The sequence below is a fragment of the Dokdonia sp. Asnod1-B02 genome (assembly GCF_045063955.1).
Lineage (GTDB): Bacteria > Bacteroidota > Bacteroidia > Flavobacteriales > Flavobacteriaceae > Dokdonia.
Genome location: NZ_JBEFNW010000002.1, coordinates 3,426,128 through 3,437,876, shown reverse-complemented (window position 1 = coordinate 3,437,876; position 11,749 = coordinate 3,426,128). Strand labels below are relative to the sequence as shown.

The 11,749-nt window shown below is 38.4% G+C and carries 13 protein-coding genes; 8 read left to right on the top strand and 5 right to left on the bottom strand.

What is annotated here, in order from left to right:
* Positions 1-3 precede the first annotated feature (3 nt).
* On the top strand, positions 4-969 hold the full coding sequence (gene metF, locus ACJJVU_RS15430; RefSeq protein ID WP_405227278.1) for a methylenetetrahydrofolate reductase [NAD(P)H]: 966 nt from the start codon (positions 4-6) through the stop codon (positions 967-969).
* 22 nt (positions 970-991) lie between these two features.
* Here metF and ACJJVU_RS15425 read toward each other — a convergent pair whose 3' ends face one another.
* Positions 992-1,561 (bottom strand): hypothetical protein, encoded by a 570-nt coding sequence (locus ACJJVU_RS15425; protein ID WP_405227275.1) that lies wholly within the window; start codon positions 1,559-1,561, stop codon positions 992-994.
* A gap of 19 nt (positions 1,562-1,580) precedes the next feature.
* Complete coding sequence (locus ACJJVU_RS15420) at positions 1,581-2,720, bottom strand: fibrinogen-like YCDxxxxGGGW domain-containing protein (protein ID WP_405227272.1); 1,140 nt, start codon at positions 2,718-2,720, stop codon at positions 1,581-1,583.
* A gap of 254 nt (positions 2,721-2,974) precedes the next feature.
* Between ACJJVU_RS15420 and ACJJVU_RS15415 the strand changes: the two genes are divergently transcribed.
* From ACJJVU_RS15415 to ACJJVU_RS15395, 5 genes are all read left to right on the top strand, one after another.
* Positions 2,975-3,400, top strand: coding sequence for an Rrf2 family transcriptional regulator (locus tag ACJJVU_RS15415; RefSeq protein WP_108877849.1), 426 nt, complete (start codon positions 2,975-2,977; stop codon positions 3,398-3,400).
* A 112-nt stretch (positions 3,401-3,512) separates the two neighbouring features.
* Positions 3,513-3,776, top strand: coding sequence for a DUF2061 domain-containing protein (locus tag ACJJVU_RS15410; protein WP_204161766.1), 264 nt, complete (start codon positions 3,513-3,515; stop codon positions 3,774-3,776).
* Positions 3,776-4,399, top strand: a complete 624-nt coding sequence (locus ACJJVU_RS15405; protein WP_405227268.1) for a phosphoadenosine phosphosulfate reductase family protein — start codon at positions 3,776-3,778, stop codon at positions 4,397-4,399. Before ACJJVU_RS15410 ends, ACJJVU_RS15405 begins: the two co-directional genes overlap by 1 nt.
* A gap of 12 nt (positions 4,400-4,411) precedes the next feature.
* Complete coding sequence (gene cysD / locus ACJJVU_RS15400) at positions 4,412-5,311, top strand: sulfate adenylyltransferase subunit CysD (protein WP_298330183.1); 900 nt, start codon at positions 4,412-4,414, stop codon at positions 5,309-5,311.
* A 3-nt stretch (positions 5,312-5,314) separates the two neighbouring features.
* On the top strand, positions 5,315-6,559 hold the full coding sequence (locus ACJJVU_RS15395) for a sulfate adenylyltransferase subunit 1 (protein WP_405227265.1): 1,245 nt from the start codon (positions 5,315-5,317) through the stop codon (positions 6,557-6,559).
* Positions 6,560-6,641: 82 nt separating this feature from the next.
* On the opposite strand, the gene pruA is transcribed toward ACJJVU_RS15395, so the two are convergent.
* Positions 6,642-8,273 carry an L-glutamate gamma-semialdehyde dehydrogenase gene (pruA, locus tag ACJJVU_RS15390; protein ID WP_339849247.1) on the bottom strand — a complete coding sequence of 544 codons (1,632 nt, stop codon included), beginning with the start codon at positions 8,271-8,273 and terminating at the stop codon, positions 6,642-6,644.
* A 192-nt stretch (positions 8,274-8,465) separates the two neighbouring features.
* On the opposite strand from pruA, the gene ACJJVU_RS15385 reads away from it, so the two are divergent.
* Together ACJJVU_RS15385 and ACJJVU_RS15380 are read left to right on the top strand one after the other, a co-directional pair.
* Complete coding sequence (locus tag ACJJVU_RS15385; RefSeq protein WP_405227261.1) at positions 8,466-9,182, top strand: NRDE family protein; 717 nt, start codon at positions 8,466-8,468, stop codon at positions 9,180-9,182.
* On the top strand, positions 9,179-10,189 hold the full coding sequence (locus ACJJVU_RS15380) for a DUF6695 family protein (RefSeq protein ID WP_405227258.1): 1,011 nt from the start codon (positions 9,179-9,181) through the stop codon (positions 10,187-10,189). The genes ACJJVU_RS15385 and ACJJVU_RS15380 overlap by 4 nt, the downstream gene beginning before the upstream one ends.
* Here the strand turns inward: ACJJVU_RS15380 and apaG are convergent.
* Together apaG and ACJJVU_RS15370 are read right to left on the bottom strand one after the other, a co-directional pair.
* Complete coding sequence (apaG, locus tag ACJJVU_RS15375) at positions 10,158-10,544, bottom strand: Co2+/Mg2+ efflux protein ApaG (protein ID WP_013750231.1); 387 nt, start codon at positions 10,542-10,544, stop codon at positions 10,158-10,160. The genes ACJJVU_RS15380 and apaG overlap by 32 nt on opposite strands.
* A gap of 2 nt (positions 10,545-10,546) precedes the next feature.
* Complete coding sequence (locus tag ACJJVU_RS15370; protein WP_405227255.1) at positions 10,547-11,740, bottom strand: DUF3667 domain-containing protein; 1,194 nt, start codon at positions 11,738-11,740, stop codon at positions 10,547-10,549.
* Between the last annotated feature and the right edge of the window lie 9 nt (positions 11,741-11,749).

Genomic DNA, 11,749 nt, shown 5'->3' with positions numbered 1-11,749 from the left:
ATTATGACAAAAGTAAGAGATCACATAGCAAAAGCAATAGAAGAGAAGAGAACCGATTTTTCATTTGAAATCTTGCCACCTCTCAAAGGGCAAAATATCAACACTATTTTTGATAATATAGATCCGCTTATGGAATTTAAGCCACCCTTTATAGATGTAACTTATCACCGTGAGGAATACATTTATAAGGAGCGTGAGGATGGGTTGCTAGAGAAAAAGGTGGTACGCAAGCGACCTGGTACTGTGGGTATTTGTGCTGCAATACAAAACCGCTATCAAGTAGATGCAGTGCCGCACGTGTTGTGCGGTGGTTTTTCAAAAGAAGATACAGAGAATTTTTTGATAGATATGGATTTTCTAGGCATAGAGAATGTGATGGCTTTACGTGGCGATGCGGTAAAGAGTGAGACTTACTACAAGCCCAATAAAAACGGAAATATCTATGCACAAGACCTCGTAGAGCAAATTATAGACTTAAATAACGGCACTTACCTAGATGAAGATTTGCAGAACAGTGCCAAAACAGATTTTTGCATAGGTGTGGCGGGTTATCCAGAGAAACACTTGGAAGCGCCCAGTCTTGAAAGTGACATTCATTTTTTGAAGAAAAAGCTAGAAGCTGGTGCCTGTTATGTTGTAACTCAAATGTTTTTTGACAATCAGAAATACTTCGACTTTGTAGATAAGTGCAGAGCCGCAGGTATCACAAAACCCATTATACCAGGACTCAAGCCGCTAGCGACAAAGAAGCAACTCAATTTAATTCCGCAGCGTTTTAGTGTGGATGTTCCAGATGCATTAGTCATGGAAGTCGTAAATGCAAAAGACGCAGCAGCCATTCGGCAAGTAGGGATAGAGTGGTGTATACAGCAAAGCAAGGAGCTAAAGGCTGCGGGTGTACCCGTACTTCATTACTACTCTATGGGTAAGAGTGATAATATTAGACAGATAGCAGAGGCTATTTTTTAAGATATGGTATTAAGAGTTGCCATTAGTTTACAACAATAGCGGTAGTACACGTGTTTGGATTTCCATCTAGAGCGATGGTAAACGTATCTGTTTGGTTTGTTATAGGAGTTCCAGAGGCAGTGAGTGTAATCGTATTTATTCCTAAATTAGGAAAGATACCTGTAGTACTAAAGCTATAGCCATTAGTAGTATTTGTACTTATTGTGTAGGGAGCAATGACTTTAACGAGCACATCAATAGTGATGGTATTGCTTGAGTTTAGAGTAGTCCCGCTTATATAGGTCCCATTTATTGCTATTGACGTACAATCTAAATTATTCTCACCACGTTCGGCAAGGCAAGTAGACCACACAGTTCCTTTGTAATACTGAAAACAATGATCGTCACTATTATATATAAAGAGTCCAGCTGTAGGTGAGGGTATTGCATCGCGCTCTTGGGTGGTTAATGCCGGGAGTAGGACTCCTTTGTCTTTAGATACTATATCTAGCGCGGCAGATGGATCTGGAGAGGTGGTGTTGACACCTATTTGTGCTAGGCTCACAGAAAACCAAAGCAATGATAATAGTAATGAAAACTGTGTTTTAGACATTTCTTTACGTTTAAAACTATTATCTAATATATAGTTGGACAGCATTTGAAGCACTAGCATTTGCAGGAATACCTCCTCCCCAAGGATTTACACTCCCAATAGAATAAAACCAATTACCAAATCCTACAGAGCCGTCTAGATAAGTAGATCCTCCTGATGTTTCTAAGCCTCCCCAACCGCTTTGAGTCATATCAATACTAATCGGCACGTAACCAGCTACGGGGCTAGTGCCAGGTCCACTTCGTGGATCAAAATCTTGTTTCCAGTGGTTTCTTAAATTGGATGTAGGATAGTAGATCCTAAACTCATACGCGCTATCACTTTTAATGTCATCTAGTCTACTCAAAATAGAATATTTAGGCGTTGTAAGTCCTGGTAATAAAACATTGAACTCACTGGCTTGGGTGTCATTTAGCCAATATCCTCCTGCAATGTTATGATTAAAGACAAGGGTCCAACCCCCACCGTCATTTGTCATATCACAGTAACAGTCGTATGGTGCCAGCGGCCCAGCGCCATCTGTGTCAATAGTATATATGCCATCTGTTGTAGATCCGCTATTTCGATATTCTAGGCAGTTGCGTAGTATGGAATCTGTAGTAACGTTTACAGTACATAAATTGGAATTTCCAGCGAGGGATATTGTAAAAGTATCTGTTTGAGTAATAAGCGGTATGCCAACACCAGTTAGCGTTACACTTGTTAAGCCTGCATTTGTAAATACCCCTGCTCCCGTAAAACTATAACCATTTACGGTGTTTGTTGTAATCAAATAGGGGCCTACTACATTTACTAGGACATCTATGGTGATAGTGCCATTACCAGCAAGAGGAAACCCAGTAGCAAAAGTTCCATTTGCTACTGGAGAAGTACAATCTAAGGAAGTGGTAGGGGCTTCGGCAAGGCAATCAGACCATCCAGTTGCTTTATAAAATTGAAAGCAAGTACTATCTGTGTTATAAATAAATAATCCTTCTGCAGGTGAAACAATAGCATCCCTCTCTACGGCTGTCATTCTAGGTAGTAATAATCCACGATTAGAAGATGATATGTCAAGAGCCGATGATGGATCTGGATTTGTAGTATTTATACCAACTTGCGCATTAGAATAAGAGATAGATAATGCAAAAAGGAATAAAAAAAAGAAATTTTTAAACATTTAATGAAGTTGAGGGATTTTTCTTTTATCAAAAATAAAGGTTCTTTATGTACTTGTAATAAATAAGTTAGGGGAATTTTGCAGAAATTTTCGGTGTGAATAGTGTATGATTTTTCGGTGTCGTTAAACATTTTAAAGCTCATGATGAGATAGAATTATTTTAGAATTAATATTCAATACGTATATGCCAGTATTTTTTAATTATAAATTATCCCTATTTCTAAGTAGAGTTTTTTAGTACTTTCGTTTTAGATATGCTTTCGCGAAAAACTAAATACGGCATTAAAGCCTTAACGTACATTGCCCGTGAACAACGGGAAGATGCTTTGGTGCAAATAGGCACCATTGCTGAAAGTGAAAATATCTCTCAAAAATTCCTAGAAAGTATTATGCTTACGCTTAAAAAAGCGGGTTTCGTATCCAGCCGAAAAGGTAAAGGCGGTGGATACCAACTGCGACGTGAGCCTAAGGATATCAAAATGGTTGAGGTCATGAGAGTACTTGAAGGACCCGTTGCCATGCTACCATGTGTATCTCTCAATTATTATGAACGTTGTGCAGATTGTAAAGATGAGGATGCATGTTCTGTTCATAGTTTAATGATTCAAATAAGAGACAACACACTACTCGTGTTAGAAAAGAACACGCTTGCAGACCTTGTAGCGGCTGCTAGTTCGTAGTTCTATTATTAGCATTTTCCTTTAAAATAGCAATTATTCTTGTTAACCTAAGTTAATAATTTTACATTTGCCGATTAACCCTAGTAATCCGATAGGAATAAATAATTCTGAAATGATTATCGATTCGCTTGTTTTAAAACAATCAAAAAATACTTCTAAAGAGAAAACTCCTGCTTCGGCAGAAAAACCTATGCGCAGTATTGTGAAATCCATAAGCTGGAGAGCAATAGGGACACTTGATACAATCGCTATTTCGTGGTTTGTAACTGGTACGCTAGCCTTAGCGTTGAGTATAGGGGCAGTAGAATTAGTATCAAAAATGGCGCTCTATTTTTTTCATGAGCGTGTTTGGAATTTAATAAAATGGGGAAAATAATGAAGTTTACTCAAGAGCAAATAACACAATTTAATAGTGATTTAAAATCACAAAGCCCGTCAGATATTGTAAAATGGGCATTAGAACATGCTGAAAAACCTGTAATAACAACAAATTTCAGACCTTATGAGGCGGCCATCTTACACGTGGTTTCTCAAGAGTTCGATAAGATTAATGTAGTATGGTGTGATACAGGTTACAATACTCCAGAAACCTATAAACATGCAGAAGAGGTTATTAATCAACTAGCACTTTCTATTGACTTATATGTACCACAACAAACCCGTGCTCATCGTGATGTAGTTATGGGTAATCCTTCGGTTGCAGATGAAAGTCATAAAGAATTTACAGAGCAGGTAAAATTAGAACCTTTCCGTAGAGCTATGGAAGTACACAAACCAGATGTGTGGTTTACTAATTTAAGACAAGGTCAAACGGCACATAGAGATAATCTAGATATTTTAAGTTTAAGTAAAGATGGCGTTCTTAAAGTAAGCCCTTTTTATTATTGGTCAGATAGTGAATTAGACAAGTACTTAGTAGATCATAAGTTGCCTAATGAACACAATTATAATGATCCAACAAAAGTTTTAGAACATAGAGAATGTGGTTTACATCTCTAAGCAGAGAGACATATGAAAGAGATATTAAAGACTAATGCACTCGAGAGTGAATCCATTTATATATTTAGAGAGGTAGTTGCTCAGTTTGAAAATCCAGTATTATTATTTTCAGGAGGGAAAGATAGTATCACCTTGGTGAGACTTGCTCAAAAAGCATTTTATCCAGCTGCCATCCCATTTCCATTACTACATGTAGATACGGGTCACAACTTCCCAGAGACCATCAAATTTAGAGATGATTTAGTAAAGGAACTTGGACTCAATTTAATTGTACGTAATGTACAAGATGCTATTGATCAAGGTAAAGTAACAGAAGAAACTGGAAAGTATGCGAGTAGAAATAGTCTTCAGACTACCACACTTCTGGATGCTATTGAAGAGTTTAAATTTGATGCGTGTATAGGTGGTGCTCGTCGCGATGAGGAAAAGGCACGTGCAAAAGAACGTATCTTCTCCGTACGAGATGATTTTGGACAGTGGGATGAAAAAAACCAGCGACCAGAATTATTCGATTTGCTTAACGGTAATATAGAATTAGGACAAAACGTTCGCGTTTTTCCTATCTCAAACTGGACAGAGCTTGATGTGTGGAGCTACATACAACAAGAACAAATTGAAATTCCAAGTATTTACTTTTCACACACAAGAAAAACATTTGAGCGTGATGGAATGATATGGAGTGCTTCAGATTGCGTGTATAGAGACGACAATGAAGAGGTAGAAGATCGTGTTGTACGCTTTAGAACCGTAGGTGATATGACATGTACTGCAGCTGTAGCTTCTGAAGCAGTTACTATACAGCAGATAGTAAACGAAATTAAAGTAAGCCGTATTTCAGAACGAGGAGCGCGTATAGATGATAAACGCAGCGAGGCAGCAATGGAAAAACGTAAACAACAAGGTTATTTTTAGATTATGGAAGTATTGAAACTGGCAACTGCTGGAAGTGTAGATGATGGAAAGAGTACTTTAATAGGTAGGTTGTTATACGACACGCAATCACTTACTGATGATAAACTTGAGGCTATAGAAAAAAGCAGTAAAAAGTTAGGGTATGATTACCTAGACTTTTCACTTGCGACAGATGGATTAGTGGCAGAACGTGAACAAGGAATCACGATTGATGTAGCTCACATTTATTTCTCGACACCTACTAAAAGTTACATTATAGCAGACAGCCCTGGGCATGTCGAGTATACCCGTAATATGATTACTGGAGCATCAAATGCTTCGGTGTCTATTATTCTCATAGATGCTAGAAAAGGCGTTATCGAGCAAACATTTAGGCATTTCTTTATCAATGCGCTTCTGCAAGTTAAGCACGTGGTAATTGCAGTAAATAAAATGGACTTGGTAGATTATGATCAGTCTGTTTTTGATAGCATTAAAAATGATATTGATGCACTTAGAGCAAAGAGTGGTTATAAAGATCAAGAGATAACGTTTATTCCTATAAGTGCACTTACAGGTGATAACGTAGCTTCCGCTTCCGCGAAAATGGGCTGGTATGAAGGACCATCTATTTTAGAATATTTAGAAAACGTAACACCAGAAGCAGCGAGCGATACGCCTATGCGTTTTCCAGTACAAACGGTAATACGACCAAAAACCAACGCCTTTCATGACTTTAGAGGGTATGCAGGTAAGGTGTATGGAAGTTCAATAGCGGTAGGAGACGAGATAACGGTACTGCCTAGTTTAAAGTCATCAAAAGTTCAAGACATATTCAGCTACAAAGATTCTTATAAAGAAGCCCAAGCGGGTAATTCTGTAACACTCACGCTAGAAGATGATATTAATGTGACCAGAGGTGATGTTATTGTAAAGTCTACCGAAGTTCCGGAGCAAACCAAAGAGCTTACGGCAACCGTATGCTGGATGGATGACATGGTGCTTACGGCAGGTAAAAAGTACGAGCTGCAGCACACGACGCAGCGCATACTTGCAAAGGTGTCTCAAATACAAGAAATTATCCCAACAGATTTTTCTACACCAGAAACTGGCGCTAGTGAAGTGGCGATTAATGAAATTGCAACGGTACATTTTAAACTTGCCAAATCACTTTTTTATGATCGTTATACAGATCATAAGCAAGGAGGTTCATTTATCATTATTGACCCCATTACAAATACAACAGCTGGTGTTGGGTTTATACAGTAAGCCAATCATCACAGTGTGTAAAAAAAACAAAGCCCATTCTTTAAAAAGAATGGGCTTTATCATTAATAGTTGTTTTAGAGTATTACTTCTTTGCTAAGAAAGGGTATCTGTAGTCTGTAGGAGTTACAAATGTTTCCTTAATCATACGTGGGCTTACCCAGCGTAGTAAGTTAAGCATAGAACCAGCCTTATCATTAGTTCCAGATGCACGAGCTCCACCAAAAGGTTGTTGCCCTACAACTGCTCCTGTAGGCTTGTCATTAATATAGAAGTTACCTGCAGCGTTTTTAAGAGCTTTAGTAGCCTCTTGTACAGCATAACGATCTGTAGAAAGTATAGCTCCCGTAAGTGCATACTCACTAGTCTCATCTACTAGAGTAAGCATGTCACTCCAATCTTTATCTTCATATACGTAGATAGTCATCACTGGGCCAAAAAGCTCTGTGTGCATCGTTGTGTACTTAGGATCTGTAGTTACAATAACAGTAGGCTCAATAAAGTAACCTTTCTTCTTGTCGTGTCCACCACCTACGATGATCTCTGCATTTGCATCTTCTTTTGCTTGGTCAATGTATTTTGCAAGCTTGTCAAAAGATCCTTCGTGTATTACAGCAGTAATAAAGTTAGTCATATCCTCTGGAGAACCCATTTTAAAAGACTTCACATCCTCTATAACATACTCTTTTACTTCTTCCCATATAGAAGCAGGAATGTAACCGCGACTTGCTGCACTACATTTCTGTCCTTGGAATTCAAAAGCACCACGCGAGATTGCTGTTGCAACTTGCTTAGCAGGAGCACTAGGGTGAGCAACGATAAAATCTTTACCGCCAGTTTCACCTACGATACGTGGGTATGTCTTGTAATTGTGAATGTTCTCACCTATTTTTTTCCAGATATCCTTAAATACATGAGTAGATCCTGTGAAGTGTAGTCCAGAAAAATCTGGGCTTGCAAGTACTGTATCTGTAATCATGATAGGATCTCCGTGTACAACTTGGATTACACCATCTGGCACACCAGCCTCACGGAAGATGTCAAGAATAATCTTAGCCGAAAGCATCTGGCTATCAGAAGGCTTCCATACTACTACATTCCCCATAAGTGCACAAGCAGCAGGAAGGTTTGCAGCAATCGCTGTAAAGTTAAAAGGAGTAATCGCATAGATAAATCCTTCTAGTGGACGATATTCTAATCTATTCCAAGCTCCAGAAGTAGACTCTGGCTGCTCGTTATAGATGTCTGTCATAAACTGCACATTAAAACGTAAGAAGTCTATAAGCTCACAAGCAGCATCAATTTCTGCTTGATATATAGTCTTAGATTGATTAATCATCGTTGCAGCGTTAATCTTTGCGCGGTATGGTCCTGCAATAAGCTCTGCAGCTTTAAGAAAGATACCTGCACGTTGCTCCCATGGAAGCTCTGCCCACTCTGTACGAGCTTCTAGTGCTCCAGCAATTGCTTGATCAATGTGTGTTTTTTCTGCAAGATGATACTCACCTACCACTTTTTTGTGATCGTGTGGTGGAGTGATCGTGCGTGTATTTTTTGTGCGCACTTCTTTACCGTTGATGTACATCGGTACTTCTGTGTGTGCATTAAATAATTCTTTATAAGCTGCTGCTACGGCCTCGCGTTCTGGAGAGCCTGGAGCATACGATTTTACCTCTTCGTTTACAGCAACTGGAACTTGAAAAAATCCTTTTCCCATGATGTTTTTTTGTTTTGTTTTTTACGAGTTGTAAAGTTACAAATTTAAGATAGGATGATACAGGTCTTTGGGAAGAGTGTAACAAGTGGGATTTTTACGCTTTCGCGAAAGCGTAACTTAGAAACAAACCTTAGGAAACCTTACTATTCTTTTTTTCGTAATTTCACCCATTAAACTGCGACTTATCCCTCAATGTGTACTGTAACCTATATTCCTAAAGAAAATAATACGTTCATTCTTACGTCTAATCGTGATGAAGCGGTGGGTAGAACCACCCTCACTCCAGACTTTTATGATGTGGATGGAACAAAAATGCTATTCCCAAAAGACGCTGTCGCTGGCGGTACGTGGATAGGCATTTCTGAAAAAAATAGGATGATATGCTTGCTTAACGGAGGTTTTGAAATTCATGTGAGAAAGGAAAGCTATGCAATGAGCCGTGGCATAGTGGTAAAAGAACTTCTTAAGGCAGCCGATTTGTCTGAGGCTATAGATACGTTCAGTTATGAGGGTATTGAGCCTTTTACGATTGTAGCTATAGACTGGAGTAATACACTCAAGGCTACAGAATTAGTTTGGGATGGTGAGAAAGCACATATAACAGTCTTAGGTAATGAGCCGAAAATATGGTCTTCATCTACCTTATATGATGCCACCATGAAAGATAAACGTCGTACTTGGTTTGCAGCTTTTAAGGAAACAACAGATTGGAGTAAGGAAAGTTTATTTGATTTTCATACCAAAGCAGGAGAAGGTGATGCACATGTAGACCTGCAAATTAATCGCGGCTTGTTAAAAACAGTAAGCGTTACTCAGGTAGAAAAAATAGATGACACTTGTGAGATGACGTACAATGATCTTCAAAAGGAAGAAGTTCACACCGCTCAATTTGAAATGATACCTGCGTGATATATAATGGAAAGATTATAGTGCTCGCTTTTCCAGATACGTTTGTAAAAATGTCTGATGAGCTCATGTGTAAAATTTTACCGCTCATGGGACTTGGTACGCGCACGCACATCAAAGCGGGTCATGCTGCATTAGTGCTTATAGAAAATGAGACTGGTAAAGCAAAATATTTTGACTTTGGCAGATATATTACTCCCAAAGGAAAAGGTCGTGTGCGAGGTGCGAATACAGATGTAGAACTTAAAGTACCTGTAAAGGCAATTGTAAATAATGGAACGCTTGAAAATCTAGATGAGCTTTTGCTTTGGCTTGATGCACATCCAGAAAAAACGCATGGGTCTGGAAGACTTGTAGCTTCGCTTTGCTCGGCCATTAATTATGAGAAAGCACTTGCTTACATTCACTTACTGCAAAATCAAGGAAGCGTTCCTTATAAAGCATTTGGGAAAATAGGAAGTAATTGCGCTCGCTTTGTTACAGAAACGATACTCGCTAGTACTGAGGAAAAGGCAATTATTAAATACTTAAAGCGTAATAAAAAATTTACGCCAAGTACCATTGGTAATGTAGAGAAAAGCGCATCCCAAGAAGGGGTTTATCAGGTTTTTAATGGTGTGATTACACCTTATAATTCTACTGCGCTACGCGAGAATCTCACAAACTACTTTGATAGACGAGTTCCCGCTGCATACACTGTTGAAGATGAGGTTGTGTTGCCAGAAAACGTTCACTTTCTAGAGGGCACAGGTAGTAGTGCTTATTTTCATCTTGAGATTCTCTCTGAGATAAAAGGTATTGTAAGAAGGTTTACTGAGTTTGGCGAGCAGGACTTTGAAGGTGTCGCAGCATTTCCAAACGGTTTCTCTGCCGTGAGTGATTATCGTTTTGTGTATGATAGTAACTGTGCATATTGCACGCTTGAGCAGGGAGATTCACTTTTTCGCCTTGAGCTTACTTCTCAAAAATTCTCGGCTATTAGTTTAAAGCAAACGGTGCACTCAGCTTAAATACTGGGATTTTTACTCTAAAATTACGTGTAGTAGTAAAGTTTACCATTTGGTAAAAACCTTGCATTGCACCAAAGGCAGAGTTGAGCAAGCATCCAGAACTGTAGGTGTGGCTTTCGCCAGGTTTAAGAACAGGTTTTTTACCTATGACACCTTCTCCGGCAACGGTCTCTGGTGCGCTAAGGGCATCTGTTATTCTCCAGTGACGAGCCATAAGTTGCACGCTATCTTTACTCTGGTTTGCAATCGTTATTTTATAGCCAAAGGCATAGCGCATTTTATGATTTTTATAAAATGTGCCCTCAAAGGTAGTCTCTACAGAAATCTTGATTCCTCGTGTAACTTGTTGTACCATTCTTAAAATAAAAATGCAGTGATTGCAAAGAAAATTACGGCAAATATTGTTGCTCCTAAATAGAATATGATATTTAAAAATACAAATTTTAGTAGCGTCCACCTTCTTTTTTGTTTATAAAAATTGCGAAGTGCCTTGTAAAAGTAAAATGGACCGACTAATAGAAGTAGGAGTGATGCAACTATTTCATCCCCAATAAGTAGGTCTGGAATGATGGCTATAAGTAGTACTAAAAAGACCCAACTAAAAATGTGGAATATGAACACTAGATGCTCCATATAGTTGAATCGCTTTTTTGAATAAATCAGCCACAAAAAGAGTGCGAAAATAGGTGCGAAAAAGAATAAGAAGAAAGGAATTTTTGAAGCTAAGAACCTAATAAAACGTGCTGGATTATCTTTCACACGTTTTATATCTTCATTCTTGCTATATAAAAAAATGTTTGTTCTAGTCTTGCTAAAGTTTAAACTATCTAGAGCAGCTACTGGATCACTTATTTCTGTATACTCAAAGAAATCATAAAAAATCTCGCCCTTTGTTGCAATTTTAGAAAGATACATCCCGTCAATAGAGGCTTCAGAACGGGTGCTGTAAGGAGCTTTTTTGACGGCTCTCTTTGTGGAGTCCTTTGTCTTTTTTCGCTCTTTAAGTTTTGAGACACTATTTTCTATAGTATTATTAATTTTTTCTTCTAGCAGGTCTGCATCTTCTGGATTGAGGTTTTGAAGTTCATTTATGTTGATATCTTTCGTTATGTCTTTTATTGCGTCAATATCTCCTTTTGCTTCATCAACATTGAACTGTATGGCTCCATCATCTGTGAAGTCTAGATCATTATTACCATTTATAAAGCCTATGATGGCTAGTATTATAAAGTAAGAAATAGAGGCGCTTAGAAAAAACCGAAAAGGGTTTGCATATTTAAGACGTTTGCCATCTACATAATACCTAGTGATGGTGCCTGGTTTAAACAATAAATCTTTTACAGTGTATCTAAATCGAGAATCATAAGTAAATACACTTAGTATAAACTCATTAAAAAAATCTTTGAGCGTAAGTCTTTTGGTGGTGTTTATTTGACCGCAGTATGCGCAAAAGCGGTCAGAGAGTTCTAGAGGGTGCTTGCAGTTTAAGCACTCTACGCCTCTATATCGCATCGCCTTTCGGCTAGTTGGTTTGATTTCTGTTTCCTTCACGATATAAAT

Bases quoted from the DNA above. Each gene is read 5' to 3' on its own strand.
- ACJJVU_RS15420 (WP_405227272.1), bottom strand. From the start codon at position 2,720: ATGTTTAAAAATTTCTTTTTTTTATTCCTTTTTGCATTATCTATCTCT.
- apaG (WP_013750231.1), bottom strand. From the start codon at position 10,544: ATGGTACAACAAGTTACACGAGGAATCAAGATTTCTGTAGAGACTACC.
- ACJJVU_RS15410 (WP_204161766.1), top strand. From the start codon at position 3,513: ATGATTATCGATTCGCTTGTTTTAAAACAATCAAAAAATACTTCTAAA.
- pruA (WP_339849247.1), bottom strand. From the start codon at position 8,273: ATGGGAAAAGGATTTTTTCAAGTTCCAGTTGCTGTAAACGAAGAGGTA.
- ACJJVU_RS15415 (WP_108877849.1), top strand. From the start codon at position 2,975: ATGCTTTCGCGAAAAACTAAATACGGCATTAAAGCCTTAACGTACATT.
- ACJJVU_RS15405 (WP_405227268.1), top strand. From the start codon at position 3,776: ATGAAGTTTACTCAAGAGCAAATAACACAATTTAATAGTGATTTAAAA.
- cysD (WP_298330183.1), top strand. From the start codon at position 4,412: ATGAAAGAGATATTAAAGACTAATGCACTCGAGAGTGAATCCATTTAT.
- ACJJVU_RS15395 (WP_405227265.1), top strand. From the start codon at position 5,315: ATGGAAGTATTGAAACTGGCAACTGCTGGAAGTGTAGATGATGGAAAG.
- ACJJVU_RS15425 (WP_405227275.1), bottom strand. From the start codon at position 1,561: ATGTCTAAAACACAGTTTTCATTACTATTATCATTGCTTTGGTTTTCT.
- metF (WP_405227278.1), top strand. From the start codon at position 4: ATGACAAAAGTAAGAGATCACATAGCAAAAGCAATAGAAGAGAAGAGA.
- ACJJVU_RS15385 (WP_405227261.1), top strand. From the start codon at position 8,466: ATGTGTACTGTAACCTATATTCCTAAAGAAAATAATACGTTCATTCTT.